The 25,340-nt window shown below is 63.4% G+C and carries 25 protein-coding genes and 1 tRNA gene; 16 read left to right on the top strand and 10 right to left on the bottom strand.

The window, feature by feature from the left end; all coding sequences use genetic code 11:
- Positions 1 to 44: 44 nt before the first annotated feature.
- From ACN0X7_RS19420 to ACN0X7_RS19410, 3 genes are all read right to left on the bottom strand, one after another.
- Positions 45 to 854 carry an isocitrate lyase/PEP mutase family protein gene (locus ACN0X7_RS19420; protein WP_417520132.1) on the bottom strand — a complete coding sequence of 270 codons (810 nt, stop codon included), beginning with the start codon at positions 852 to 854 and terminating at the stop codon, positions 45 to 47.
- 25 nt (positions 855 to 879) lie between these two features.
- The gene (locus ACN0X7_RS19415; RefSeq protein ID WP_417520131.1) at positions 880 to 2,316 is read right to left on the bottom strand and encodes a LysM peptidoglycan-binding domain-containing protein; all 1,437 of its coding nucleotides are present in this window, start codon (positions 2,314 to 2,316) and stop codon (positions 880 to 882) included.
- 83 nt (positions 2,317 to 2,399) lie between these two features.
- Entirely contained in the window at positions 2,400 to 2,789 is a 390-nt protein-coding gene (locus tag ACN0X7_RS19410; RefSeq protein ID WP_417520130.1) for a hypothetical protein, read from the bottom strand.
- Between ACN0X7_RS19410 and ACN0X7_RS19405 the strand changes: the two genes are divergently transcribed.
- Positions 2,788 to 3,372 carry a TIGR00730 family Rossman fold protein gene (locus tag ACN0X7_RS19405; protein ID WP_417520129.1) on the top strand — a complete coding sequence of 195 codons (585 nt, stop codon included), beginning with the start codon at positions 2,788 to 2,790 and terminating at the stop codon, positions 3,370 to 3,372. The genes ACN0X7_RS19410 and ACN0X7_RS19405 overlap by 2 nt on opposite strands.
- Before the next feature lie 11 nt (positions 3,373 to 3,383).
- Positions 3,384 to 3,929, top strand: coding sequence for a phosphonate degradation HD-domain oxygenase (locus ACN0X7_RS19400; protein WP_417520128.1), 546 nt, complete (start codon positions 3,384 to 3,386; stop codon positions 3,927 to 3,929).
- A 3-nt stretch (positions 3,930 to 3,932) separates the two neighbouring features.
- Here the strand turns inward: ACN0X7_RS19400 and ACN0X7_RS19395 are convergent, their stop codons facing one another.
- The gene (locus ACN0X7_RS19395) at positions 3,933 to 4,703 is read right to left on the bottom strand and encodes an enoyl-CoA hydratase/isomerase family protein (protein ID WP_417520127.1); all 771 of its coding nucleotides are present in this window, start codon (positions 4,701 to 4,703) and stop codon (positions 3,933 to 3,935) included.
- Positions 4,704 to 4,830: 127 nt separating this feature from the next.
- Here ACN0X7_RS19395 and ACN0X7_RS19390 point away from each other — a divergent pair, with 127 nt between their 5' ends.
- Positions 4,831 to 5,808, top strand: coding sequence for a L,D-transpeptidase family protein (locus ACN0X7_RS19390; RefSeq protein WP_417520126.1), 978 nt, complete (start codon positions 4,831 to 4,833; stop codon positions 5,806 to 5,808).
- Complete coding sequence (locus tag ACN0X7_RS19385; protein ID WP_417520125.1) at positions 5,805 to 6,632, top strand: extensin family protein; 828 nt, start codon at positions 5,805 to 5,807, stop codon at positions 6,630 to 6,632. Before ACN0X7_RS19390 ends, ACN0X7_RS19385 begins: the two co-directional genes overlap by 4 nt.
- Here the strand turns inward: ACN0X7_RS19385 and ACN0X7_RS19380 are convergent.
- Entirely contained in the window at positions 6,621 to 7,568 is a 948-nt protein-coding gene (locus ACN0X7_RS19380) for a helix-turn-helix domain-containing protein (RefSeq protein WP_417520124.1), read from the bottom strand. The genes ACN0X7_RS19385 and ACN0X7_RS19380 overlap by 12 nt on opposite strands.
- Positions 7,569 to 7,836: 268 nt before the next feature.
- On the opposite strand from ACN0X7_RS19380, the gene ACN0X7_RS19375 reads away from it, so the two are divergent.
- The 3 genes from ACN0X7_RS19375 to ACN0X7_RS19365 all read left to right on the top strand — a co-directional run bounded on the left by ACN0X7_RS19375 (position 7,837) and on the right by ACN0X7_RS19365 (position 12,440).
- A complete protein-coding gene (locus tag ACN0X7_RS19375) occupies positions 7,837 to 9,486 on the top strand; it encodes a hydantoinase B/oxoprolinase family protein (protein WP_417520123.1) in 1,650 nt (549 codons plus the stop codon).
- A complete protein-coding gene (locus ACN0X7_RS19370) occupies positions 9,483 to 11,522 on the top strand; it encodes a hydantoinase/oxoprolinase family protein (protein ID WP_417520122.1) in 2,040 nt (679 codons plus the stop codon). The genes ACN0X7_RS19375 and ACN0X7_RS19370 overlap by 4 nt, the downstream gene beginning before the upstream one ends.
- A gap of 243 nt (positions 11,523 to 11,765) precedes the next feature.
- Positions 11,766 to 12,440, top strand: coding sequence for a DUF6134 family protein (locus ACN0X7_RS19365; RefSeq protein ID WP_417520121.1), 675 nt, complete (start codon positions 11,766 to 11,768; stop codon positions 12,438 to 12,440).
- Between the two features lie 8 nt (positions 12,441 to 12,448).
- Here ACN0X7_RS19365 and bmt read toward each other — a convergent pair whose 3' ends face one another.
- The gene (bmt, locus tag ACN0X7_RS19360) at positions 12,449 to 13,450 is read right to left on the bottom strand and encodes a betaine--homocysteine S-methyltransferase (RefSeq protein WP_417520120.1); all 1,002 of its coding nucleotides are present in this window, start codon (positions 13,448 to 13,450) and stop codon (positions 12,449 to 12,451) included.
- A gap of 89 nt (positions 13,451 to 13,539) precedes the next feature.
- Here bmt and ACN0X7_RS19355 point away from each other — a divergent pair, with 89 nt between their 5' ends.
- Both ACN0X7_RS19355 and ACN0X7_RS19350 read left to right on the top strand, forming a co-directional pair.
- Positions 13,540 to 14,730, top strand: a complete 1,191-nt coding sequence (locus ACN0X7_RS19355; protein WP_417520119.1) for an acyl-CoA dehydrogenase family protein — start codon at positions 13,540 to 13,542, stop codon at positions 14,728 to 14,730.
- A 13-nt stretch (positions 14,731 to 14,743) separates the two neighbouring features.
- Complete coding sequence (locus ACN0X7_RS19350; protein WP_417520118.1) at positions 14,744 to 15,901, top strand: CaiB/BaiF CoA transferase family protein; 1,158 nt, start codon at positions 14,744 to 14,746, stop codon at positions 15,899 to 15,901.
- A gap of 455 nt (positions 15,902 to 16,356) precedes the next feature.
- Here ACN0X7_RS19350 and ACN0X7_RS19345 read toward each other — a convergent pair whose 3' ends face one another.
- Entirely contained in the window at positions 16,357 to 18,555 is a 2,199-nt protein-coding gene (locus ACN0X7_RS19345) for an NADP-dependent isocitrate dehydrogenase (protein ID WP_417520117.1), read from the bottom strand.
- Between the two features lie 307 nt (positions 18,556 to 18,862).
- Between ACN0X7_RS19345 and ACN0X7_RS19340 the strand changes: the two genes are divergently transcribed.
- Complete coding sequence (locus tag ACN0X7_RS19340) at positions 18,863 to 19,045, top strand: hypothetical protein (RefSeq protein WP_417520116.1); 183 nt, start codon at positions 18,863 to 18,865, stop codon at positions 19,043 to 19,045.
- A gap of 90 nt (positions 19,046 to 19,135) precedes the next feature.
- Positions 19,136 to 20,353 (top strand): iron-containing alcohol dehydrogenase, encoded by a 1,218-nt coding sequence (locus tag ACN0X7_RS19335; protein WP_417520115.1) that lies wholly within the window; start codon positions 19,136 to 19,138, stop codon positions 20,351 to 20,353.
- 283 nt (positions 20,354 to 20,636) lie between these two features.
- Here ACN0X7_RS19335 and ACN0X7_RS19330 read toward each other — a convergent pair.
- Together ACN0X7_RS19330 and ACN0X7_RS19325 are read right to left on the bottom strand one after the other, a co-directional pair.
- Positions 20,637 to 20,712, bottom strand: a tRNA-Lys gene (locus ACN0X7_RS19330).
- 55 nt (positions 20,713 to 20,767) lie between these two features.
- Positions 20,768 to 21,559, bottom strand: coding sequence for a hypothetical protein (locus ACN0X7_RS19325; RefSeq protein WP_417520114.1), 792 nt, complete (start codon positions 21,557 to 21,559; stop codon positions 20,768 to 20,770).
- A 103-nt stretch (positions 21,560 to 21,662) separates the two neighbouring features.
- Here ACN0X7_RS19325 and ACN0X7_RS19320 point away from each other — a divergent pair, with 103 nt between their 5' ends.
- Genes ACN0X7_RS19320 through ACN0X7_RS19300 form a run of 5 tightly spaced genes read left to right on the top strand, consistent with a single transcriptional unit; the run spans position 21,663 to position 24,835 of the window.
- Entirely contained in the window at positions 21,663 to 22,043 is a 381-nt protein-coding gene (locus ACN0X7_RS19320; RefSeq protein WP_417520113.1) for a VOC family protein, read from the top strand.
- A complete protein-coding gene (locus ACN0X7_RS19315; protein WP_417520112.1) occupies positions 22,040 to 22,435 on the top strand; it encodes an MAPEG family protein in 396 nt (131 codons plus the stop codon). Before ACN0X7_RS19320 ends, ACN0X7_RS19315 begins: the two co-directional genes overlap by 4 nt.
- Positions 22,436 to 22,470: 35 nt before the next feature.
- Entirely contained in the window at positions 22,471 to 23,457 is a 987-nt protein-coding gene (locus ACN0X7_RS19310) for a DMT family transporter (RefSeq protein WP_417520111.1), read from the top strand.
- On the top strand, positions 23,454 to 24,053 hold the full coding sequence (locus ACN0X7_RS19305) for a glutathione S-transferase family protein (protein ID WP_417520110.1): 600 nt from the start codon (positions 23,454 to 23,456) through the stop codon (positions 24,051 to 24,053). The genes ACN0X7_RS19310 and ACN0X7_RS19305 overlap by 4 nt, the downstream gene beginning before the upstream one ends.
- A 5-nt stretch (positions 24,054 to 24,058) precedes the next feature.
- The gene (locus ACN0X7_RS19300; RefSeq protein ID WP_417520109.1) at positions 24,059 to 24,835 is read left to right on the top strand and encodes an SDR family NAD(P)-dependent oxidoreductase; all 777 of its coding nucleotides are present in this window, start codon (positions 24,059 to 24,061) and stop codon (positions 24,833 to 24,835) included.
- A gap of 30 nt (positions 24,836 to 24,865) precedes the next feature.
- On the opposite strand, the gene ACN0X7_RS19295 is transcribed toward ACN0X7_RS19300, so the two are convergent.
- Positions 24,866 to 25,237, bottom strand: coding sequence for a TfoX/Sxy family protein (locus ACN0X7_RS19295; protein ID WP_417520108.1), 372 nt, complete (start codon positions 25,235 to 25,237; stop codon positions 24,866 to 24,868).
- Positions 25,238 to 25,340 lie beyond the last annotated feature (103 nt).

Raw genomic sequence — 25,340 nt, 5'->3', positions numbered from 1 at the left:
GCGCCCTCACGGGCGTCTCCTGACCGCACGGTTTGACCGGGCGCTCAGCGCCCCTTCATCATCTTGTTGATGTCCATGAAGCCGGGTTTTCCGGCGGCAAAGCCGAAGCTGCCCTGATCGAGCACTTCCTCGGCAGCATTCACAAGACCGCGCCAGGCGTTGATGGCAAAGGCCGAGCCCAGGCTGATCCGGGCTGCGCCTGCGTCCGCCAGTTCCGGCGCGGTCAGGCCCGGCGAGGCCAGGATGTTGACGGGCCTGTCCACGGACCGGATGACGGTCCGGACCGTCTCGATATCACGCAGACCGGGCGCATACAGCACATCCGCACCGGCGTCCGCGAAGGCGTTCAGGCGACGGATCGTGTCATCCAGATCGCGCTTGCCATACAGGAAGTTCTCGGCACGTGCGGTCATCACGATGCCACCCGCATCCCTGCCCGCTTCGACGGCGGCGCGCACGCGCTCCACAGAGAGATCGAACTCGAAGATCGGATCGCTGTGATCGCCAGTCGCATCCTCGATGGAGAAACCCGCAAGTCCGGCGGCAACGGACTGGCGTGCGGTCTCCGCACAGTCGTCGGGCGTCGGTCCAAACCCGTTCTCGGTATCGCCGTTGACGGGCAGATCCGTCGCCTCGGCAATCTGCCTGGCGTGGGCGATGGCTTCATCGCGCGTGATGCCGCCTTCCGCATCCCGGCGACCGAGGGTGAAGGCAAAGCCCGCGCTTGTCGTCGCCAGCGCCCGGAACCCCATCTGCTCCAGAATCCGCGTGGAGCCGAGGTCCCATGGATTGGGCATGACGAGCGGCTGGCCCTTGATGTGCAGCTTCAGAAACGCATTGGATATCGCTGTCATCGAAAGCCCTACTCTGTTTTCCGGATCATTCCTCGAGCGGCGGCAACCGGAAGACCTGTCCCGGATAGATCAGGTCCGGATCGCGGATGCGGTCGGAATTCGCCTGATAGATCACCGTATAGTTCACACCCGCGCCATAGGTTCGACGCGCGATGCGCCAGAGGGAATTGCCCGGCTGGACGATGAACTGGGCATTGGCGAGCTTCACGACTTCCGGCTCGGCCCGCGAAAACGGCAGTTCGACACGGGCCAGCACCTTGCCGGAACCGTCGACCTGATCCACGCGCAGGGTATGGAGGCCCGGTGCGATCTCGGCGTCGGGAATGACGTTCCAGCGCCCGTCAGCATCGACCCTGGCACGCCCCATCAGTACGTCATCGACATATACCCTGACCTCGCCGTCCAGTTCACTGGTGCCTGACAGCGTGATCCTGCCGTTCTCGGTGTAGTCCACCTTGCCGACATTCAGGCCCTCCGGCGACGCATCGTCGCCGGCAGCGGCGGGTGCCTGAAGCACCTTGGTGGCTTCACCCGACCTGGGCGTCAGCAGGGCGATCGCGGTCTGGTCGTTCGACGGCTCGGCGCAGTCGGGCACGATCAGGACTACATCATTCTCGGCCTGTCCCACACGCCCGTCCTTTTCGGCCTGAAGCGAGAGGGTCACCGGACCGGGCGTCAGGGCATCCAGATGCAGATGGGACCATTCGCCCGCGCCATCCGCCTGGATGGTTGCAAGCACATCGCCGTTGGCGGTCAGGGTCACCGTCGACAGGGGTGTCGCGCGGCCTGCGATGACCGCCGTGCAGTCGCGGTTCGATATGCGAACGACGTCAAAACTGGGTGCATTCAGGGGCGGCAGCGCCGCGGTCCGGGTTTCGCTCTGCGAACCCGTCGTTCCCGCGGAAACCGACCCGTCGTCCGAAGATGTGCCTGCGCCCGCTTCTGGCTGACCGGCCTGCGTATCCCTGTCCGGAGCCGTCGAGTCCGTTGCAACCGTCTCCGTGACAGCCTTCGTGACCTTCTCGCCTGCTTCACCGACGTCCTTGGTGGACGAATCAGCGGCATCGGAAAGCGCCTTGCCCGCCTCGCGCACCTTCTTGCCCGCCTTGTCGACGGCATCCGTCACAACCTCGGCGGCCTCCCGCGCCGTGTCCTTGACCGCTTCGGCGACGTCCGAGGCCGCCTTGCCCGCCGTCTCTGCGGCTTCGTCGACCGCATCGGCCACGGCCTCACCGACGGCTTCCACCGATTCATCAGCCTTTTCGGTGATGTCGGCCGCCGCATCGGATACCGGATTCCGGTCCGATCCCGACGCCGGTTCCCCGTCCCCGGCAACGGATCCGTCGGATGCCGGCGGAGAACGATCGACGGCGACGGTCTCATCATCGTCCTGCAGGACAAAATAAACCGCGATGGCCAGCAGGATCGCGATACCAATTCCGATGAGCAGATTCCGGTTCAAGACCGCTCCGATCCTAAAACTGTCACAAACGCGGTCTAACTAAGCCACGACCGTCAAGATCGCAACGATTCCCTTGGATTCCGCTAGTCATCATGAGGCACGTCCACTTGCATCTCAACGCCGCCCCAGCCATGGACCTTGTCATGGGCCCGGACAGTAACCACCGTCACCGACTTCGGGATATCCGCATCCACCGAGCGCGTGAACGGCTGTTCATCGACGTGGGGATGCAGCAGGACCCGGCGCGCGAGACTCGCACCGTCAGGCCCGAACAGTTCCCACGCATCGGCGTAGTGGTCCCAGCCTTCGTCGGCGTGCGCCACGGTCACCTTGAAACGGAACATGGTGTCCCCCGATTTCTTCAGCTTGAAGACCTCGACATTCACAACATCAGCCTCGCCAGCCATTGACCCGCCCGCCATGAACGCGGAAGAAAGTAGAGCAACACCAATCAGGGCGGAAAATCTTCTCATGCCGGATATCTCCTCAATCTGCGTCTATTGCGGTTCCAGCAGCAGCGCCGACGAACGCTTTCTCGATGCCGCCGGACGTCTGGGCCGGCTGATCGCCGAAGACGGGCGGAGCGTGGTCTACGGCGGCGGGCGTCTGGGCCTGATGGGCAGGGTTGCCGACGGCGCGCTCCGGGCCGGTGGAAAGGTTGTCGGGATCATCCCGGATCACCTGCACAAAGTCGAGGTCCAACATGACGAGATCACCGAATTGCTGGTGGTTGACAGCATGCATACCCGGAAAGCCGAGATGGTGCGACGTTCCGACGGGTTCTGCGTGCTCCCCGGAGGCATCGGCACACTGGATGAACTGATCGAGATCCTGTCCTGGCGGCAGCTCGGCCTGCATGGCAAGCCGGTCGTGATCGTGGATCAGGAAGGCTATTTCGCGCCGTTCCGGCAACTGATGAAGCACATCATCGATGCCCGTTTCGCTTCCCCCGCGATTGCCGAATATGTATCCTATGTCAGCACCGTAGATGATGTTCTTGAAGCGCTTGATGAGGCTTACCGGTCCGGAATCGAAGTCCGGCTCGACAAGATCTGAAAGGAAACCCGATGTCCGTCACCGACGATCTGATCCTGCTTCTGGCGCAACGCGGAGGTGCCATGTACGGCAATGAGTCGGTCACCCAGCTGGCGCATGCCGTCCAGTGCGCGACGCTGGCCGAGGCTGCGGGCGCATCGCCGGCCACCATCTCTGCCGCCCTGCTGCACGACATCGGCCACCTTGTGCTGGAGGATGACGCCGAGGCAGCGGACGACGGTATCGATCTGCAGCATGAGAAGGCCGGCGCCGATCATCTGGCCCGGTGGTTCGGAGACGATGTGCTGCAGCCGGTAAGGCTGCACGTCGATGCCAAGCGCTACCTTTGCGCCACCCAGCCGGGCTATTTCGCCACCCTGTCACCCGCATCCGTGACGTCTCTGGGTGTCCAGGGCGGTCCGTTCGATGCCCGGGAAGCAGAATATTTCGCCTCGCAACCCTTTGCCATGGAAGCGGTGAAACTGCGGCGCTGGGACGACGCGGCGAAGGATCCCGAGGTCATCACGCCTTCGGTCCAGCACTTCCAGCCCTATCTCGACGCGTCGCTGCGGGCGTGACGGTCAGCCCTTCAGCCGCGCCAGCATGTCGCCTATCCGCTGTTTGACATCCGATATCGCGTATGTGGTCTCGGCTTCGTACGACAGTCCCGCGTCGAGTCCCGCATTCTCTGACCGGGCATAGAGATCCTTGTAGGCCGCAATCGAACCGGAGCTGTTCGCGGCGATGGCCGCGGCCAGATCGGCGACGTGCTCATCCAGAGCGCCCAGCGGTACGGCTTCCAGAACCAGACCGTATTCCGCCGCCTGCCGCCCATCGATGGTGCGTGCCGTAAACGACAGTTCCCTGGCCCGCATCATACCCACGCGCCGCGGCAGGCGCTGGGTCATGCCCCATGTCGGCCGCAGTCCGATCTTCGCATGCGTATCTCCGAACTTCGCCTCTTCGGCGGCGATGATGATATCGCAGGCCAGCATGATCTCGACCGCCCCCGTGAAACAGAACCCGTTCACCTTGGCAATGGTAGCCTGGGGCATGGTTTCCAGCAGATGCTGCACACGGCGCGCAGCTTCGTTCAGCGCATCGCCGACATTGCCTTCGCTGACGTCCTGTCCGGCTGCCTGAAGCGCCTTGAGATCCACCCCCGCAGAGAAGGCACGCCCGGCCCCGGTCAGAACGACGACCGAAACACTCTGGTCCGCGGACAGGGTTTCAAGAACATCGCCGGCCCGGGTGAGCATCTCGATCGTCAGGGCGTTCAGCGCGTCGGGCCGGTTGAACGTGACCGTCGCGATCCCGCGGTCGGTCTGGCGCAATATCAGATCGTCATTCATTCAGGACTCTCCCCCATTTTGATCTGTCCCCGTTGCTCGCTCGCCCGCGGCGTGCAGCGCCTGCTTGGGAACCCCCTGCTTTGCTGATAGCATCCCGTGAGTTGAGCGATTTATCGAGTAGTTTGCAATGTTCAGAAGTTTTTTTGGTCTCACCGCAGGTCTCGGCCTGATCCTGATGATCTCCAGTCCCGCCAGCTCGGATGATGAAATACCGACGCCCGCCGAGATCGAGGCGGCCACCTATGTGTCCGGCCCGTTGCCGGAAGGCCGGACCGCGCTGACGATCAAGGTCCAGACGCTTCTGGATCGGGCGCACGTGTCGCCGGGGGTGATCGACGGGTTCAGCGGGGGCATGACCGACAGCGCCATACGGGCGTTCGAGACCAGGGAAGGACTGACGGCGGACGGGGTTCTTGACCTGGACGTCTGGACGGCCCTGACCTGGGCCACCCGGAAACCGATCACCGCCCGTTATCGGATCGAACAGGCCGATCTCCCCGATAATGACACCCTGCCCGACGACTACGCCAGACTCGCCACCTACGAAAAGCTCGGTTATCAGCGGGTTACCGAGCGGCTGGCCGAACGCTTTCACATGGACGAGGATTTTCTGCGCGTCCTGAACCCGCAGGCCCGCTTCGAACCCGGTGAAACCATCGTGGTCATCAACACCGGGGATCCGCTGGAGGGCCAGGTTGACACGATCACCGTGGAAAAGGCATCCGGCAGGCTGGTGGCGCGGGATGCCGACGGGCGTATCCTTGCCGATTATCCGGTCGCGGTCGGCTCGGACCAGACCCCTTCGCCCGAAGGCGAGATGGAGGTCCGCGCCATCGCCTACGATCCGAACTACACCTATGATCCGGCGGTGAATTTCAAGCAGGGTCAGAACGAGGAGACACTGATCCTGCCGCCCGGACCGAACGGGCCCGTCGGCACGATCTGGATCGACCTGACAAAGCCGACATACGGCATCCATGGAACACCCGAACCGGCCAAGCTTTTCGTCAAGCAAAGCCACGGATGCGTGCGGATGACCAACTGGGACGCGCGCGAACTGGCCGATATGGTCGGTCAGGGTGTCCGGGTGACCTTCGCACCATGACGCGTGGGCTGGCTGCCGTATGCCTGTTCCTGTTTTCCATGTCGGTTTCGCCAGCGGACGCGGCCCGGACCGTGCCCCCGCCGCCACCGCCCAGACCTGCCGCCGTGCCATTGCCGCCGGAACGGCCCACGGCCGAGACGGTGACGCCCGACTCGGAATCCGCTGAGAAGGAAACCGGGAAAGCCGGGACCGAGACGAAGGTGGAGACCAACGCCCCGCCGGCAATCACAAAGCCGACCCGACCGCAGCTGCTGACGGAGTCCGACGAGGATTTCGCGGCCTGTCAGGCGGTTCTCGACCAGTTGGGTGTGACCTACACCGTGCTGGACAAACCGGTAACCAGCACGGACCCCGAATGCGGCATCGCGCGCCCGGTTTCAGTGCAGGAAATCCAGCCCGGCGTCACGCTTCAGCCCGACAGCCGGCTCCGGTGCGCCACGGCCCTGGCGCTTGCCGAATGGGTCAGGGACTTCGTCGTGCCGGCGACGGAGAGGCTGGAAAACCGGGGCAGGCTGACCGCCATCGACCATGGCTCGACCTATGTCTGCCGCCGCCGGAACAATGCGAAGACGGGCAAGCTGTCCGAACATTCTTTCGGCAACGCGGTCGATATCATGGGATTTCGTTTTTCGGCGGGTTCCTCCATCCGCATCAGGCCGCGTCAGCGTACCGGCAAGATCGAGGAGTCGTTCCAGCGGGCCGTCCGTGCCGCGTCCTGTCTGAACTTCACCACCGTCATCGGACCGGGCACCGACGCATCGCACGCCGACCATCTGCATCTGGACATCAAGAAGCGCTCGGGTGGCTGGCGGTTATGTCAGTGAGCCGCCGATCACTCTGGCATTCTCGCGCCGGAATTCGCTCGGCGATGCGCCGGTGATGGATCGGAATGCGCGGCTGAAATGAGCCGGGTCGGAGAAACCGACCGAGAATGCGATCGAGGCCACCGACAACCCGGACCGGGTCGGATCGATCAGCCGCCGTTGAGCCGTCGCGATGCGGCGCGCCCGGATCACGCCCGACAGGGTTTCCCCGCGTTCGGCAAACATCTTCTGGATATAGCGTTCCGACAGTCCGAGTTCGCGCGCTAGCATGCCAGGGCCCAGGGTTTCGTCATCCAGCCGATCCTCGATCGTCCGCATGATCCGGCGCAGATGCGCAAGCCGCACCGAGCTTTCGCTGCTTTTCATGGCATCGACCGGCGCGGTCAGGGCCAGCGCCAGCAGGTCCAGCAGATGCGGTGTCATCGCCGCCGCCGAATCCAGGTCCAGCTGGTTGCTCTGGCGCATGATCGAATGCACGAAATCGATGAAGACGTGAACCAGCGGCGCATTGCCGTCGCAGGTCTGCGCCACCAGATCGTCGATCAGGGGAACGCGTTCGCGCATCAGCGGACCGTCGATCCGCAGGGTCGCGAGCAGGTTCGGCGTCCCCTGTTCGTACTGATAGGTATCCGCCGTCGCGACCACCGCGAAATCCCCCGGCGCGATCACCGCCTTCCTGCCGAACTGCTTGAGCGCCAGAGACTGCTTCATCGGCATCGGTATGTAGTAGTAGTCGCCACCTGAGCGGCTGAGATGCTGCCGCCGCCGGAACACGTTCATCGGATCGCTTTCGATCGTGCCGAAGCGGACGCCCGGAATGTCAAGGATGCTCAGCTTGCCGATCGAGAACTCGACCGTCGGGTCGATCAGGTCGAGGGGATAAAAATTGTCGTACAGGACCTCGGTCCAGGCACCCAGCCGGGCATGCCGCGGCAACGTTCCGACATCAAAACGCTTCAGTTGAATTGCGCCGTCACTATCGCAACCGACTAATGAAATATCGTTCATGTTTGGATACTGATGTGTGCTTTCCGCCTTGTCCACAGCTTCGTGCACCCTGCCCCGGCGAATCGGCGGTGCGTGTCAAGCCGAAACCGATGGCGCTTCAGTCCTCAGATTTGTGCCGATCCTCAAAAGCCGCCGGAATTGACTTCAAACCGGAGAGCACGGACCCTCTGCCGGTGCGGCAACAAGGAGATATCTATTGGATCCCGTCACGCTCGAAATCGTTCATGGCAAGTTGCTGGCAACCGTCGATGAGATGGGCACCGTGCTGGCGCGCACCAGCATGAGCCCGGTCATCTACGAGGTCCTCGATTTCGCCTGCGGCATCTGCGATCCGAAGGGCGACCTGATCGCCCAGGCGAACGGACTGACACTGTTTACCGGCACGTTCGCCGCCCAGGTTCGCTTCATCATCGAAAAGCACGGTGACCGGATGCGGCCCGGCGACGCCTTCATCACCAACGATCCGTTTCACGGCGGCACACATTGCTGCGACATGGCCGTCATCAAGCCGCTGTTTGCGGGTGATCAGCTGATGGGGTTCGCGATCTCGGTCGCCCACTGGCTGGATGTCGGGGGTGCCGTCGCCGGCAGCCTGCCCGCGGACGCGACCGAGGTGTTTCAGGAGGGGCTGCGCCTGCCCGGCATTCATCTCTGCCGCGAGGACGTGCTGCTCGATGACGTCCGCGATATCATTGCCGCCAACTCCCGCCTGCCGAAAATGGCGCTTGGCGACCTGAACGCGGAACTGGCCGCCGTCAACATCGCGGCGGCCCGGATCGGGGAACTGTGCGAACGATACGGCGCAGAGGGCCTGAAACAGGCCTTCGACACGATTCTGGATACGGGCGAGAAGGAGGCACGCGCCGCCCTGCGCGCCCTGCCCGACGGCACCTATGAAGCACAGGACTGGATCGACGGTGACGGGCGCTCGGACGAACGCATCCCGGTGCAGGTGAAGGTCACCATCAGCGGGGACGCGATCACCGCCGACTTCACGGGCTCCGCCGCCGCCCGGCCCGGCCCGATCAACTGCACCGCCGGCGCCCTGCAGTCGGCCGTGAAATCGGTCTTCAAGGCCCTGGTCGGCCCGCACGCGCCATCGAACGAAGGCTGGTTCCGCCCGGTGCGCATCGACGTGCCCGACGGTACCGTTTTCAGCGCGGTCAGCCCCTCGCCCATCGGCTGGTACTACGAGGGGGCGGCGCAGGCATCGGAGCTTGTCTGGAAGGCGCTCGCCCCCCTGGCACCGGAGAAGTTCAGCGCCGGCAGCTACATGAGTCTCTGTGCGACCTATATCTGCGGCGAGGATCGCAGCGGCGCGCCCTACGTTCACATCGAACCCCAGCACGGGGGCTGGGGCGCAACACCGGAACGCGACGGTGCCAGCGGGCTGATCGCCATCACCGACGGCGACACCTACAATCTGTCGGTCGAGCTTCTGGAGGCGAAATATCCGCTGCGGTTGAGGCGCTATGGCTTCAACACCGATGAAGGACCGGGCGCGGGCCGGTTCCGGGGTGGCTACGGACTGGTCAGGGAATATGAGGTGCTGGGCGACAACGCCTTCACCTACGCCAGCATGGGCCGGTCCGTCGAGCGGCCCTGGGGCGAGGACGGCGGCGGCGAAGGCAGCCGCAACTACATGGAGATCACCCGGAACGGCGCCACGGAACGGGTAGCGCGGATCCCGCACGCGGATCTGTCCAGGGGCGATCGTGTCTCGATCGTTACCGGCGGTGGCGGCGGCTGGGGCGATCCCGGACTGCGCAGTCCCGATGCCGTGGCCGCCGACGTGGCGGACGGCCTGCTGACCGAGGCCGAAGCGAAAGCGGTGTATGGCTCATGATCCGCCTGGCAACGGATGTCGGCGGCACCTTCACGGATCTGGTGGCCTGGAACGAGGCAACCGATGAACTGTCCGTCGCCAAGGATCTGACGACGCCGGCCGACCAGTCCGACGGCGTCATGTCGGTCGTCGGTCTGGGCGCGCTGGATCACGCGGCGGTTGCCGAGTTCGTGCATGGCGGGACGACGGTCATCAATGCGATCACCGAACGCAAGGGCGTCCGGACCGCACTGATTACCACCAAGGGCTTCCGCGATGTGCTGGCCATCGGGCGCGGCAACCGTCCGGATCTCTACAATCTGCAATTTCAGGTGCCCGAACCGTTCGTGCCCCGCAAATGGCGCTTCGAAGCCGTCGAGCGCATGGACGCGGATGGCGAGGTCGTGCTGGCGCTCGACCCGCTGAGCATCGAGCACATCGCCGAAACCTGCCGGAAGGACGGTATCGAAGCCATCGCGGTCTGCTTCCTGCACAGCTATCGCAATCCCGCGCATGAGCGGGAATGCGGGGAGATCCTCGCCGATCTGGTGCCGGACATATCGGTCACCCTGTCGTCGGAGTTCACGCGCGAATGGCGGGAGTTCGAGCGCACCAGCACGGCGGTGCTGAACGCCTATGTCCAGCCCATCATCCAGCGTTACTTCGACCGCCTTTCGGTCCGGCTGAAGGACGCCGGGATAACCGCACCGCTGCAGGCCATGCAGTCGAACGGCGGCACGACCAGTTTCGCCAGCGCCCGTGCGCATCCGCTCACGCTGGTCGAGTCCGGTCCGGCCGCAGGCGTCAATGGAGCCGTCGTAGTCGGACGTGCCGCGAACATGCCGGACATGATCGCCTTCGACGTCGGCGGGACGACGGCGAAATGTTCCCTGATACGGGGCGGCATGGCGACCGTGAACACCGACTACTGGATCGAGAAGACGCCGTTGCATCCGGGTTATCCGGTCAAGGCCCCGGTCATCGATATCGTCGAGGTCGGCGCGGGCGGCGGTTCGATCGCGCGCATCGATGCGGCAGGCCGTCTGAAAGTCGGCCCGCAGTCGGCGGGCGCGGATCCCGGCCCGGCCTGCTATGGCGTGGGCGGCACCGAACCGACGGTCACCGACGCCATGCTGCTGACCGGCATCCTGGACGTGTCGCGGTTTTCCGATGGCCGGATCGCGCTGTCGAAGGACAAGGCGAGCAAGGCATTCAAGCCGATTGCGGATGCCCTGTCGCTGGACATCGTCCCGGCGGCGGCGGCCGTCATTCGACTGGCCGAAGCCAACATGATCAACGCCCTCAAACTGATCTCGGTACAGCGCGGCCACGATCCCCGCGACTTCGCCATGCTGGCATACGGCGGCGGCGGTGCCATGCACGCCGCTTCGCTGGCACGTGAACTGGGGATGAAGAAAGTCGTCATCCCGCGTTATCCGGGGCTGTTTTCGGCCTGGGGCATGCTGGCCACCTCGCCGCGCCACGATCAGGTGCGTACCGAGCCGCTGGACGCCGACGCGATCAGCGCCGACGACCTGCACGGGATCTTCCGTGCCATGACGCAGGAGGCCCGTTCCTATTTCGACGGAACCGCCGACGGGGAACTGTCCTTCACCGCCCGTCTGGAGATGCGCTATCACGGGCAGGAACACACCGTCGCCGTCAGTGTCGATCCCGTTGCGATCCAGCTTGAGCAACTGATCGAGGCCTTCCATGAAGCCCACAAGCGTGCCTACACGTTCCGGCTTGAGGACACGCGCGTGGAGATCATCCATTTTCATCTCGCGAGCGAGCAGAAGCGCCGTGTCCCGGATATCCGGCCCGTCGGTACGCAGGGCCGCTCGCTGAAGGCATCGACGCTCGATCGGCGGGATATCCATTTCGGCGAGGACGGTATCCACGAAGCCGTCATCCTGGATCGCGCCGGACTGCCGGTCGGGGAGCAGATTGCCGGACCCGCCATCATTGTCGAGCCGACTTCGACGACCAAGGTACTGCCCGACCAGTCGCTTCACATGGACGAACTGGGCCTGATCCACATCATCGACGAACGCTGAACACCACGCGCCACCCGGCCGCGATCCGGCTCAGGGGCGAACATCCCGTCCTGTTCCGGTTGCTGACTGAAACGGCCAGGCGCAAAGTGGGACCCCCCGATCATTCAGGGTCAATTCATGCGGAAGGACCAAGACACGGATCAGAACTGCCGCTTACGCCACCCGGAGGATCGGATGCAGGATCGGCCTTCCGGCGGCGCTTGACGGGCTTGAACATTGTGCGGAGACGGACACATTGATGCGATGACCAGTGAAAACGCGCTTACCAGACGATCCCTTCTCGGCGGCGCAGGTGCGGCTGCGGCGCTGTCCCTTCTGCCAAGCCATGCGCGCAGCCAGCAGAACGGCTGGTACTATGATTTCAACATCCACGCCCTGGGCAGCCGTGCCGGACACCACCGTGTCGCCTTCGCGCGCGATGGCGACCTGCTGAACGTGGACATCGACATCCGGCTGAAGATCAAGGTCCCCCTGTTCGGCACCTTCGGATACACCCAGCAGGTACAGGAGGTCTGGCGCGGCGATCAGCTTGTCCGGCTGCGGGCGGAGACCGATGACGGCAAGAAGCACGACATCGTCACCGCCGAACTGACCCCGAACGGGAAGCTGGCCACCAACAGCACACGGCTGGGGCTGAAGATGCTGCCCGGTCACCTCTGGCCGGCGTCATCCATCTGGAAGGCCTCATCGGCAAACCATCAGGGCTTTCTCGATCTCACGCGCGGCAACGTTCGCCCGACCGAGATCAGCTATATCGGCAAGGAAACCATTCAGGTGCTGGGACGAAGCCGGTCGGCGCAGCGCTATGCCGTGAAGTCACGGCGCGTGCTGGAGGTGCTGTACGGTCTGGACGGCGAATGGCTGGGCCTCGAATGGTCCGAATTCGGCTTCTCCGCGCACTATGAGCGCGTGGCGTAGGACGGAGTTCAGTCCCGGCGGCGGCGGCGCGCGCGATCCGGTCGCGACCCCTCGCTGCCCGCGGTCGAGGGCGGTGCCATCAACGGACCGAGCGCGGTAACGATATCCTCAAGCTCCGGCTTCTCGCCACGCGTCCAGCCATCCAGCGACCGGCGCATCGCCCTGACATGTTCGGGCGACGTACCGCAGCAGCCGCCGATGATGCGGACGCCACAATCGGCGGCCAGCCGGACGTAGGCGGCCATCAGTTCGGGCGTACCGGTGTATTCGACCTTGTCGCCCCGCACCTGCGGGATACCGCAGTTGGCCTTGGCGACCACGACGTGATCGTCGGTCGGCATGTTGGAGACCGCCAGCAGCAGGTCCGACGCCCCCACCCCGCAGTTCGCACCGAAGGCGATCGCTCGTTCGGCCAGCCCGTCCTGCACGCTCGCGAGCCCTTCGGGCGGCAGTCCCATCATGGTGCGCCCCGCCGTGTCGAAGCTGGCGGTATAGACATAGGGCAGCCCGGCTGCGATGGCGGCCTCGGCGGCGGCGCGCATCTCGTCCCCCGCCGACATGGTTTCGATCCAGGCCACATCCGCGCCACCGGCTTTCAGGCCGCGTGCCTGTTCCATGAACGCCGCGACGCAATCCTCGTAGGTCATCGCCCCCAGCGGCGCGAGCAGTTCACCCGTCGGTCCCATCGATCCGGCCACGACGATCCTGCGGTCCGCGTCGGTCACCACCTCGCAGGCCAGTTCGGCACCCAGACGATTCAGTTCTTCCGCCTGATCCTGCAGATCATGCAGCTTCAGCCGGTAGCGCGTGCCGCCGAACGTGTTGGTCAGGATGATATCGCTGCCGGCGTCCACGAAGGTCCTGTAGTGGGCCTTCACCTTCTCCGGCTCCGCCGCGTTCCAGTCCTCCGGCGCGTGACCGGCGGGCAGCCCCATCTCGAACATGTTGGTGCCCGTGGCCCCGTCGGCCAGCAGAACGCCCTTCTCTTCCAGCAACTCGGTCAGCAGCATGACATTTCCCAAAACCAGATATGCGATCAGCCCTCTATCATGGCAGTCTGTATGCTGCCATCCATGAAACGACGGGGAGGGTCGCACGCATGGAATCCACGGAAGCCATCATACGCAGCCGGTCGGGTGCGGAATTCACGCGCTCGGACGAGGAGCAGTTGCTCGACAGCATCCGCATCTGGCTGAGGCGCGATGTCGAGGACAAGGTGCTGGAGCTGGAGCACGCGGACACATATCCGCACGAGATGGTCGAACAGATGAAGGCGCTCGGCCTGTTCGGTGCGACCATCCCGCAGGCGTATGGTGGTCTGGGATTGCCTGCGCAGACCTATGCAAAGATCGTCGCCACCATCTCCGAGGTCTGGATGTCGCTGACCGGCATCTTCAACTCGCACCTGATGATGGCGGCGGCGGTCGAACGTTTCGGCACCGACGAGCAGAAGCAGCGCCTGCTGCCCCGCTTCGCGACCGGTGAACTGCGCGGCGGACTGGCCCTGACCGAACCGCATTGCGGCACCGATCTGCAGGCCATCCGCACCAAGGCCGTTCGCGATGGCGACGATTATGTCATCAATGGCGGCAAGACCTGGATCTCGAACGGGATTGAGGGCGGTGCTGTCGCCCTGCTGGTAAAGACCGACACCGAGATCGAACCGCGTCATCAGGGGATGAGCCTGTTCATTGCCGAAAAGGGCCCCGGTTTCACCACCGGACGGAAGCTGAAGAAGCTGGGGTACAAGGGTATCGATTCGGCGGAACTGATCTTCGAGGACTATCGCGTGCCGGCGGCCAACCTGATCGGTGGCGTCGAGGGCAAGGGTTTCCACCAGACCGTCGGCGGTCTGGAACTCGGCCGGATCAACATCGCCGCGCGTGGCGTCGGGATCGCGACGGCGGCCCTGAACAAGGCCGTCGAATACGCCCAGATCCGCGAAACCATGGGCAAACCCATCGGCCAGCATCAGGCGATCCAGCTGAAGATCGGCGAGATGGCGACGAAGCGGCGCGCGGCGGAACTGCTGATGCTCGACGCTGCGGAAGCCTACGACCGCGGCGAACGCTGCGACATGGAAGCGGGCATGGCCAAGCTGTTCGCCTCCGAGACCGCGCTGGAGAACGCCACCGAATGCATGCGCATCCACGGTGCCTATGGCTATTCCGCCGAATTCCCTGTCGAACGCTATTTCCGGGATGCGCCGCTGATGTGCATCGGCGAAGGCACCAACGAAATGCAGCGCATCATCATCGCGCGGCAGATGATGGCCAAGAACCCGGCCTGAAGGAGAAAGTCCCATGAAACTCGAAGGTATCCGCGTCCTGGACCTGTCGCTGTTCCTGCCCGGCCCGCTGCTGACGCAGATGATGGCCGATCACGGGGCGGAGGTGATCAAGCTGGAACCGATGAACGGTGAACCGAACCGGGAGATCGGCGAGAAGCGCGACGGCATGACCGTCTATTTCGCCAACACCCATCGCGGCAAGAAATCGATCCAGCTCAATCTGAAGACCGATGAGGGCAAGGAAGCGCTGATGCGTCTGGTCGAGACCTGCGATGTGATGGTCGAGGCCTTCCGTCCCGGCGTCGTGAAACGGCTCGGCTGCGACTATGAGACCGTCGCAGCGCGCAATCCCAAGATCGTTTACATCTCCATCAGCGCGTTCGGGCAGACCGGCCCCTATGTGAAGAAGCCCGCGCATGACCTCGCGACCGAAGCCATCGGCGGTGCGCTGTCGCTGAACGAGGGCCAGGATGGCAAGCCGGCCATTCCCGGCATCGCAAATGCAGACATGCTGTCGTCCATGATGGGGCTTTCCGGCGTGCTGATGGCCCTGCTGCGCCGCCAGACGACGGGCAAGGGCGACTACATCGATCTCGCCATGATGGATTCGCTGTTCGCCGCCATGCCCAATCTGATGGGGACGACCTTTGCCGAAAAGCGCCCGCCCCAGCCGAAGCAGGAACGCACGGGCGGCGGCTATGCGATGTATGCGATCTACGAGACCAAGGACGACAAGTTCGTCGTGCTGGGCGCATCGGAAATGCACTTCGCCGAGAACGTCATGAACAAGTTCGGCCGACCAGACCTGATCGAGGCCTGCCAGCCCCCGCCCGGCCCGACGCAGGACCCGGCGCGTGCCTTCCTCCGCGAGACCTTCAGGACGAAGACCCAGGCCGAATGGGTGGACTGGTTCGCCGACGTCGACTGCGCCTTTGCGCCGGTCAACAATCTGCGCGAGGCCTGCGACGATCCGCAGGTCCGCCACCGCGGCATGATCTTCGAGGACGATCGCGGCTGGGAGCATATCGGCGTGCCCATCCAGTTCGCCGACGAACCCGGCAAGCCGCACCTGGACTTCGCCACACTTGGCGAACACACCGAAGCGATGCTGCGCGGCCTCGGCTATTCCGACGATGACATCGGCAAGATGAAGAAGACCGGCGTCTTCTAGGCGATCAGAATAAGTTGCTTGGATATGTTTGGCGGCCTTGAAGAAGCTCCTGCATCCTTGCGGATGTCCATTCGGGCGTTCCGGGATCAGTCGATGTCACGCAGCACCAGCTTCCCGGATACTGTCCGGATGGAAAACCAATAGAAACCTCACATCTAGCCGGAGACAAATTCGACTGAAATTTGATTCAGACCCGCGGTGACTTCGTGGCTCATTCTTGATCGAATTATCCTACCTGACTTTCCGGCCAGATTTTGACGCTTCAGATCCTCGACGATCGCAGCGGGCTCACGATGTCGACAATCCAACGAGAAGAAAGCAGCATACAATGTTGGACAATTGAACTTTCCCGAGTTGGACAGTTCTGCCCCTGTTCTCGGCGAAGATCCACTCAACCAGTTCATCGGCCCAACAACGGACCGCGCGCCACAAGAGGGCGCGCGGTCCAGGATGGATCAGTCGGGATTCCCGATGATGGCATTCAACGTCTCGGAGGGACGCATGACGGCAACGGTCTTTGCCGGATCGGTGTGATAGTAGCCTCCCAGGTCAGCTTCGGCCCCCTGCACAGTGGCAAGCTCGGAAACAATCTTCGCTTCAGCCGCCGCGAGAGCCTCGGCGATCGGCGCGAAGTGGGCCGCCAGCTCGGCATCCTGGTCCTGAGCGGCTAGAGCTTCCGCCCAGTACCGGGCAAACCAGTAATGGCTGTCGCGGTTGTCGGGCTCGCCAACCTTGCGCGAGGGCGACCGGTCATGGTCGAGGATGCCCTGCGTCGCCTTTTCGGCCGCAATACCGAGGACCCGGGCCTTCTCGTTGCCTCTGGCGTCGGCGAGGAAGATCAGGCTTTCGCCAAGCGCGCAGAACTCACCGAGGCTGTCCCAGCGCAGGTGGTTCTCTTCCATGAGCTGCTGAACATGTTTCGGGGCCGAACCACCCGCCCCGGTTTCAAACAGTCCGCCACCGTTCATCAACTTCACGATCGACAGCATCTTGGCGGACGTCGCCAGTTCGAGGATCGGGAAAAGGTCCGTCAGGTAGTCGCGCAACACGTTGCCCGTTACCGCGATGGAATTCCTGCCCCCGGTGATCGTTTCAAGCGAGGCGCGCGTGGCTTCCCGCGGGGCCATGATTCGGAACTTGTCCGCCACGCCCTGCGCTTCCAGGATCGGCTTCACGTAGGCGATCAGTTCGGCGTCATGCGGGCGCGCCGCATCCAGCCAGAAGATCGCTTCGCAGCCCTCGGCCTTCTGACGGGAGATGGCGAGATTGACCCAATCCTCGATCGGTGCCTGCCGTGTCGAGGAGGAGCGCCAGATATCGCCCGCCTCCACAGTGTGCTGGTGCAGGACGGTGCCGTCATCGAGGATCATCTTGACCGTGCCGGCTTCGGGGATCTCGAACGTCGTCGGATGGGAGCCGTATTCCTCGGCCTTCTGCGCCATCAGGCCGATGTTCTGGACCGTGCCGGCGGTCGCCGGGTTCAGCTTGCCGTTCTCCTTGAAGAACCGGATCGTCTCGTCATAGACCGGCGCGTATGAATTGTCGGGAATGACGCAGTTGGCGTCATGCTCGTTGCCATCAGGGCCCCAGCCCTTGCCGCCCGCGCGAATGAGGGCGGGCATCGAGGCGTCGATGATCACGTCGGACGAGACGTGAAGGTTGGTGATGCCCTTGTCGGAATCGACCATGTACATCGGCGGGCGCGCCGCCATGCAGGCATCGATGTCGGCCATGATCTCCGCATTGCCCTTGACCCGCGCCAGCAGGTCGCCAAGGCCGGAATTGGGGTTCACGCCCAGCGCGGCCATCGCGTCGCCGTGCTTGTCGAAGACGGGCTGCAGGAAAGCCTTCACCGCGTGGCCGAAGATGATCGGGTCGGAGACCTTCATCATCGTCGCCTTCATGTGCAGCGAGAACAGGATGCCCTGGTCCTTCGTCCTGTCGATCTCGGCGGCAAGGAAGTCCTTCAGGGCCGCAACGCTCATGAAGGTCGCATCGACGACCGTACCGGCAGGATATTCCAGGCCGTCCTTCAGAACCGTCTCGCCCGAGGCGGTCTCCAGCACGATCTTCGCAGCCGTCGCGCTCTTCAACGTTGCAGAGCTCTCGTTCGAGAAGAAGTCATTCCCGGACATGGACGATACGTCGGTCTTGCTGTCGGCGGTCCAGTCACCCATGCGGTGCGGATTGGCCTGCGCAAAGCTCTTCACGGCTTTCGCGGCCCGGCGGTCGGAATTGCCTTCACGCAGCACCGGATTGACCGCCGATCCCTTGATCGCGTCATACTTCGCCCGCGCGGCCTTTTCATCGTCGGTCTTGGGGTTCTCCGGATAGTCAGGTACCGCAAAGCCCTGGCCCTGAAGCTCCCTGATGGCCTCGACCAGCTGCGGCACCGATGCCGAGATGTTCGGCAGCTTGATCACATTCGCCTCGGCCGTCTTCACCAGATTGCCCAGCTCCGCCAGATCATCTGACTGACGCTGATCTTCGCTCAGGTGGTCGGGAAAGGCCGCCAGAATACGTCCGGCGAGGCTGATGTCCTTCGTTCCAACGCTGACACCCGCGGCTGCGGCGAATTTCTGGATGATCGGCAACAGTGAGGCGGAGGCCAGTTCCGGTGCTTCGTCAACCTTGGTGTAGATGATATCGGGCATGAGATGTTCCAGTTTGCTGCGACTGACGGTCTGATATCTGAAACGGTACAGAAGGTCTACGTTTCACAGTCGAACGCAGTGCGGCAACTTCCCTGAAGCTGGACAGCTCGCCCGCGCCTCCGTTGCCGGTCAGCGTGTCAGTGCGTACTGAACGACCAGCGGGGCAAATCTGCTCCGACAATGCCGACACCACCTCTCACCCGCCACATCGGTCATCGCCCTGGCAGCGGCCTGATGCCAAGTCCAGGCCGAGAACGGTCGTCGTTTTCAGCACCGCACCTGATCATCTTGCGCCGCCGATGCCAGCTTGGGCGAAGCCATCATCATCAAGGTGCGCGCCAAGGGCGACGTATCTCGTGCTGACGGAAAATCCGGGTTGAGCGCGAAGAGAACGCGCGCGGCAACGGTCTGGCAGGCCGATAGCGCGCTCCGGCAGAAGGATCGACGGAAAATTGTCAACCCGCAGCCGAACGGGTACCATTGCAATTGAAACTGGCGGTCATCCCGAAAGTGCCGGCTCTGGTGCTGTCGGCGTCCGAGAAATTTTGCTCGGAGGGCCGCCACAGGGGAGATGCAAGCAATGTTTGAGCTACCGAAGCGCGATCTTAACGGCGCATTCACCTCGTTGCCGTTGGACGACATCCACTTCGGCGCCGGCAGTCTGGAAAAGCTGGGTCCTACGCTGGAGATGCACGGCATCAAGCGCGCGCTGATCATCACCGGCAACACGCTGGCGAACAAGACGGACCTGCTCGACAAGGTGAAGGCAGCGACGGACGGGCGCACCGCCGCAGTATTCAGCGAGACAATCCAGCATGTGCCCCGGCAGATGGTCTTGCGCGCCACGGAGATGGCCCGGGAACACGATGTCGACGGCCTCATCTGCTTCGGCGGCGGCAGCCCGAACGATACCGCAAAGGCGGTGATGATCGCGCTGGCCCAGGGTATCACTTCGACCGAGGGATTCGACGAGGCGCGGATCAAGTTCCAATACCCTGACCAGATTGAGATTCCGCCCGTCACGGGCGACTGCGTCCCCCTCATCGCCATTCCGACCACGCTGTCGGCGGGCGAGTTCACCAATTTCGTTGGCGTCACCGACGAAGTCCGCAAGGTGAAGGACCTTTACGTCGACAAGAAAATCACGGCGAAGGCTGTAATCCTTGATCCCACGCTCACCCTGGAGACGCCCGACTGGTTGTGGCTGTCCACCGGCATGCGCGCGGTCGACCACTGCGTGGAGGCGATCTATTCCGGGCTGGCGCAACCGTTCACCGACGCGCTGGCGATTCGCGCGCTTGATATGCTGTTCACCTACCTGCCGCAGTGCAAGGACGACCCGAAGGACCTGGTGGCGCGGGTACAGTGCCAGGTGGCGTCCTGGCTCTCCGTGTACGGCCTGGGCAGCGTCTCGCTGGGGCTCAGCCACGGCATCGGCCATCAGCTCGGCGCGCGCTGCGACGTGCCGCATGGGATCACCTCGTGCGTGATGCTGCACCACACGATGAGGTTCAACCATTCGCACACGATGGAGCAGCAGGCCTGGATGGCCGGCGCCATGGGTGTGGAGACCTCCAACATGAGTGCAGAAGTGGCGGCCCGAGCGGCGCAGAAAGCGATGACCGGTTTCGTACAGGACCTGGATCTGCCGACGCGGTTGCGCGATGTCGAGGGCGTAAGCGAGGCGGATTTCGAGGCGATTGCCAAGGACGCACTGGAGGACCTGATCGTGGCGACCAATCCGCGTCCGGTCACCTCCGTCGACGACGTGATCGGGTTGCTTAGAACCGCTTGGTGATGGGTTCGTGCGCCTCAGCGTGGTTTGACCGTGGGTGACTCGAACATCTTGAGTTCACCATCACCTCAATCACACGCAGAAGCTTCAGTATTTGCTCGTCCGAATGACGCTTTCAAGCAATACCCACCCCCCTCATTTCAAACCAGAACTGTCGTTAAGTTCCGGCGGGAGAGGATGCCTCATTGCTGAACGCTGGCAGCACATATCTGGCACATATGATGATATTGTCTACATCTGCCGAAAGGCGTTGAGAAAAAAGTTGTTTATTTTCAAAGGGTTTAAGTGGTGGGCGCACAAGGACTCGAACCTTGGACCCGCTGATTAAGAGTCAGCTGCTCTACCAACTGAGCTATGCGCCCACACGCGCCTCATTCAGGGCAGCGCCCTGATCAACGGAGCGCGCGTTCTAGCGGATCACCGCCGTACTGGCAATAGCCATTCCGGTATTGGCCGGGGCTTTGATCTGGCACCCCGTCCCGCATCGAAATCCGCCACCAGCGGCGCGTGATCCGACAGGCCGGTACTGCAGAAACCCTCGAAGTCGCCGACGCCGAAACCACGGAACCTGTGGTGCCACGCGTCGGGATAGAAGAGGTAATCGATGTGATAGGTCGGCCCGTCGATCCTGCGGTCGCGCCAATAATGTGTCGGAACGGTCTCCGACCCGTGGGATTCGCGCCGCGCCGTGTGATAGGCGCTGGACAGGCCCAGCCTGTGGATACGTCCCAGGTTCTCGGCGAAATTGATCGCATGGCCTGGCCGGTCCCAGAAATGATGATTGTTGAAGTCGCCCGCGATGATCGTCGGCGTGCCCGCGATCAGGTGACCGTAGCGGTCCATGGCACGGTTGAAGGGGCCGGGTTCAGGTCTGGTGCGGAACCCCGCCGAGATGTTCTGCGCCCAGACGCCGATCACATTGAAGCGCAGCCCGGCACCCCGCACTTCGACCGGCAGGATGTGCGGCAGGGCCGGATCGTGCAGCGGGTTCAGCCGCAGCCTGAAGGGCGGAAACGCGATGACGGCAAGTCCCTTGAAGGGACGGCCGCCGGTCCAGATATAGCGCGAGGGCGGGATGTTCACCCCCCGCGCCTTCAGGCGTTCACGGGTGTCGCATTCGCCGATGATCGCGATGTCGGGCTGCAGAGCCGACAGGACATCCCACTTGCGATGCAGCGCCATCGCGCAATTCCACGCCACGATGCGCATCGGCCCAGCCTCCCCACTGTGAGAACAAAACAAAAATATTGCATTGACAGCCGAACCGCAATCGGACTTAATTTAACCAACAGGTAAAACAAGGGAGAGACACATGAGCACGCAGGGCACCTTTGTCTGGAACGAGTTGGCGACATCCGATCTGGAAGGCGCGAAGAAGTTCTACACCGAGGTCATCGGCTGGACGGTGGATGCCATGCCAATGGCCGACGGCGGCACCTATCACATCTTCAAGGATGGCGAGGAGATGCGGGGCGGCATGATGTCGACAGCCGAGATCCCCGGCGATCCGCCGCCGCCGCACTGGATGGGCTACATCGGTGTCGATGATGTGGACGCGACCTGCGAGAAGGCGAAGGCGGGTGGCGGACAGATTCTGAACGGTCCTTTCGACATTCCGAACGTGGGTCGCATGGCCGTCATCATGGACCCGCAGGGTGCTGTCGTCTCGGTCATGAAGGGGACGGACGAATGAACGAAACGATGATGCTTCAGGCGACAGCACTCTGGGGCGGTCTGCTCGGCCTGCTGATGCTCGTGCTGGCCATCGTGGTGGTCATCGGTCGCAATCAGTCGAAGGTGCTGTTGAATGACGGCGGCAACGACGAGCTTTCCCGCAAGATCCGTGTGTTCGGCAACTTCACGGAATATGTGCCGATGATCGTGGTGCTGATGGGCATCGCCGAACTGACGGGGGCACCGACGCTGGCGATCCACATCATCGGCGGCGGGGTGTTCATCGGGCGGCTGCTGCACTGGCAAGGGCTGAGCGGTGTCGCGCTGAAGCCCGGCCGGATCATCGGCGCCAGCCTGACCTGGCTCGCGCTGGTGGGTGCCGCGGGCTACTGCATCATGGCGGCGGTCTGACCCGCAGGATTAACGTTTGATCCCGTCCCTGCCCTTTGCGAACGTGGGCATTCGGGGAGGGACGGATCATCGACAGGCGGACGCAGCTTTTCGGCATCGGACTGGCGCTGCTGGCCGGGATTTTTCTCGGCAGCGCCGTGGCGGTTGCACGTTTCGCCTATGACGGCGGCGCGAGCGGTATCGTCGTGGCGGGTGTCAGAACCGTCCTGATGACATTCGGCATCGCGCTGGTCATGACGCTGGCGGGGCGCAGCCTTGCCCTGCCCCGTGAGCTGCTTCCCGTCGCGCTGTTCAACGGCGCGCTGATGTCCATGATGACCTACGGCAACATCGGCGCGGTCGAGTTCATCTCGGTCGGCCTGACGGCGCTGCTGTTCTTCACCTTCCCCATCATCATCGCGGTGATCGTCACCGTTTTCCGGATCGAACCCGCCAGCCCCGCCAAGCTTTTTGCCATCCTGCTCGCCTTCTTCGGCCTGGTGCTGATGCTGGGCAGTTCGGCGGGCGATGCGGACTGGCGTGGCGTGGCGCTGGCGCTGGCAGCCGCGGTCTGCACGGCGGTCAACGGCGTGCTGGTGGCGCGTCATTTCGGCAGGATCAACGCCTTCGTCATCACCTTTCATTTCAGCTGGACCGCGCTGATCGTGCTGGTCCTGATCGGGCTCCTGTTCGCCGAGGTCCGCTTTCCGACCACGGACGGAGGGTGGGCGGGCGTTGCCGGTGTGGCGGTGCTGCAGGCTTCGGCCATGCCGATGTATCTCTACGCCCTGTCGCGGATCGGGGCGCTTAAGGCCGGCATGTTCACGAACGTGCAGCCGGTCACCTCGATATTCGAGGCCTGGGTGCTGTTCGACGAGGTGCTGAGCCTGCTTCAGGCGCTGGGCGGTGCCATCGTCCTGGGGTCCATCGGCCTGATGCAGTGGGCCGACATTCGCCGCAAGAGGCAGTCGTTGACGACGGCTGTGGCGGCAGATCAAATGCCGGCGGCAACCGCTGCCAAATTCGGGGAGAAAGACATATGAGCAAGCTGAAAATTCACGGCCCAACGGCGTCGCGTGCGGTCCGCACGCAATGGATGGCCGAGGAACTGGGCATCGACTACGAACAGAACGCCTTCAACTTCCGCGACGGCAGCACGCGCAAGCCGGACTATCTGGCCATCAACCGGGCCGGTCATGTCCCGGCGATCGAGGACGGCGATTTCTCGATGGGCGAGAGCTGCGCCATCAACATCTACCTCGCCAAGAAGCACGGCAAGCTGATGCCGTCATCGCTGGAGGACGAAGCCCGGGTGCTGGAGTGGAGCTTCTGGGTCATGACCGACGTCGAGAGCGCGCTGCTGAACTATCTGTTTCATGGCGCGATGCTGCCGGAGGACAAGCGCGATGCGGCCGTCGCGAAGAAGGCGGTCGAGGATCTGCAGTGGCCCATGACAGTCCTGAACGACCATCTGGCCGGCAATGACTGGCTTGTGGGCAGCGACTTCTCGGTGGCGGACCTGAACGTCGCGGGGGTCTTCATGTGGGCCAGGATGGCCAGGCTCGACATGTCGGCATTTCCCAACCTGACCGACTGGCTGGGCCGCTGCCTGTCCCGCCCGACCGTACCGAAGCGGTGAGCGGCATGAAGCATCTGTTTGACCTCACCGGAAAGACCGCCGTCGTCACCGGCGGCTCCAAGGGCATCGGCAAGGCGATCTGCCTTGCGCTCGCCGCGCACGGCGCGAACGTCATCGTCGCCAGCCGCAAGATCGACGGTTGTCAGGCTGTGGTCGATGAAATCAGGGCCGAAGGCGGCGAGGCGACGGCCCTGTCGTGCAACATCACGCACCGCGAGGATCTGGAGAAGCTGGTCCGTCAGTCGCGCGAGGCCTATGGCCGGATCGACATCATGATCGCCAACGCGGCGGTCAATCCGTTCATGGGATCGAACCTCGACATCCCGGACGATGCCTTCCAGAAAATCATGACCTGCAACGTGCAGTCGAACCTCTGGCTGGCGCAGATGGTCATCCCCGAGATGCAGGAAAGGCAGGATGGCGCCTTCATCATCGTCTCCTCCATCGGCGGCCTGAAGGGCGACCGTTCGCTGGGTGCCTATGCGATCTCGAAGGCGGCGGACTTCCAGCTTGCGCGCAATCTGGCCGTCGAGTTCGGCAAGGACAACATCCGCGTCAACTGCATCGCGCCGGGCCTGGTGAAGACCGACTTTGCCAAGGCGCTCTGGACCGATCCGGAAAGATCGGCCAAGCGCCTGAAGGGCACGCCGCTGAACCGTCTGGGCGAACCGGAGGATCTGGCCGGCATTGCGGTCTATCTGGCCGCGCCCGCCGGGGCCTGGACGACCGGTCAGGTCTTCGTCGTCGATGGCGGCGTGATGGCCGGTGCCAGCGCAGGCTGACGCCAGCAGATCAGGCTTTCGGCGTCGTCGTCACAGGTCGGTGCGCTTCCGCTGCGACGGCGGTTTGGCGGCATCCGCCTTCAGGGCGACGTCGAAGGCCTTCATGGCCCACGCATTCATCTCGTCCGGATCGTCGTACAGATCGTCCGGCATCTGCCAGTACCCCATGATCGTCTGCCGGCCGTTCTTCGTCTCATAGACGAACGGCCCCATGCCGCGGTCTTCAAATTCCAGGCGGTTGCTGTCATCGACCTTGAAATAGACCACCTCATCGGCGATCAGCGCGAACATCAGGCCGGACTTGAACAGCCCCGCCCCGCCGAACATCCGGCGGGCGCTCACGCCGCCCATCGGTTCCAGCAATTCAAGCAGATGATCCTGGAATTCGGTGCTGACGGCCATGCGTCTCTCCTGCCCTGCGTGATCTCGCATCCTGCGGACGGCGGCTCCGATGGTAAAGCATTGCGTCGGGGCACATGCCTGCCATACCCGCATCGCGTTGACT

This window comes from Minwuia sp. (genome assembly GCF_048263705.1).
GTDB lineage: Bacteria > Pseudomonadota > Alphaproteobacteria > Minwuiales > Minwuiaceae > Minwuia.
This window is presented reverse-complemented; position numbering and strand designations above follow the sequence as displayed.

Bases quoted from the DNA above. Each gene is read 5' to 3' on its own strand.
- ACN0X7_RS19295 (WP_417520108.1), bottom strand. From the start codon at position 25,237: ATGGCCGTCAGCACCGAATTCCAGGATCATCTGCTTGAATTGCTGGAA.
- ACN0X7_RS19405 (WP_417520129.1), top strand. From the start codon at position 2,788: ATGCCGGATATCTCCTCAATCTGCGTCTATTGCGGTTCCAGCAGCAGC.
- ACN0X7_RS19345 (WP_417520117.1), bottom strand. From the start codon at position 18,555: ATGCCCGATATCATCTACACCAAGGTTGACGAAGCACCGGAACTGGCC.
- ACN0X7_RS19355 (WP_417520119.1), top strand. From the start codon at position 13,540: ATGGAATCCACGGAAGCCATCATACGCAGCCGGTCGGGTGCGGAATTC.
- ACN0X7_RS19365 (WP_417520121.1), top strand. From the start codon at position 11,766: ATGACCAGTGAAAACGCGCTTACCAGACGATCCCTTCTCGGCGGCGCA.
- ACN0X7_RS19410 (WP_417520130.1), bottom strand. From the start codon at position 2,789: ATGAGAAGATTTTCCGCCCTGATTGGTGTTGCTCTACTTTCTTCCGCG.
- ACN0X7_RS19335 (WP_417520115.1), top strand. From the start codon at position 19,136: ATGTTTGAGCTACCGAAGCGCGATCTTAACGGCGCATTCACCTCGTTG.
- ACN0X7_RS19420 (WP_417520132.1), bottom strand. From the start codon at position 854: ATGACAGCGATATCCAATGCGTTTCTGAAGCTGCACATCAAGGGCCAG.
- ACN0X7_RS19395 (WP_417520127.1), bottom strand. From the start codon at position 4,703: ATGAATGACGATCTGATATTGCGCCAGACCGACCGCGGGATCGCGACG.
- ACN0X7_RS19385 (WP_417520125.1), top strand. From the start codon at position 5,805: ATGACGCGTGGGCTGGCTGCCGTATGCCTGTTCCTGTTTTCCATGTCG.
- bmt (WP_417520120.1), bottom strand. From the start codon at position 13,450: ATGCTGCTGACCGAGTTGCTGGAAGAGAAGGGCGTTCTGCTGGCCGAC.
- ACN0X7_RS19370 (WP_417520122.1), top strand. From the start codon at position 9,483: ATGATCCGCCTGGCAACGGATGTCGGCGGCACCTTCACGGATCTGGTG.
- ACN0X7_RS19350 (WP_417520118.1), top strand. From the start codon at position 14,744: ATGAAACTCGAAGGTATCCGCGTCCTGGACCTGTCGCTGTTCCTGCCC.
- ACN0X7_RS19305 (WP_417520110.1), top strand. From the start codon at position 23,454: ATGAGCAAGCTGAAAATTCACGGCCCAACGGCGTCGCGTGCGGTCCGC.
- ACN0X7_RS19320 (WP_417520113.1), top strand. From the start codon at position 21,663: ATGAGCACGCAGGGCACCTTTGTCTGGAACGAGTTGGCGACATCCGAT.
- ACN0X7_RS19400 (WP_417520128.1), top strand. From the start codon at position 3,384: ATGTCCGTCACCGACGATCTGATCCTGCTTCTGGCGCAACGCGGAGGT.
- ACN0X7_RS19315 (WP_417520112.1), top strand. From the start codon at position 22,040: ATGAACGAAACGATGATGCTTCAGGCGACAGCACTCTGGGGCGGTCTG.
- ACN0X7_RS19300 (WP_417520109.1), top strand. From the start codon at position 24,059: ATGAAGCATCTGTTTGACCTCACCGGAAAGACCGCCGTCGTCACCGGC.
- ACN0X7_RS19390 (WP_417520126.1), top strand. From the start codon at position 4,831: ATGTTCAGAAGTTTTTTTGGTCTCACCGCAGGTCTCGGCCTGATCCTG.
- ACN0X7_RS19325 (WP_417520114.1), bottom strand. From the start codon at position 21,559: ATGCGCATCGTGGCGTGGAATTGCGCGATGGCGCTGCATCGCAAGTGG.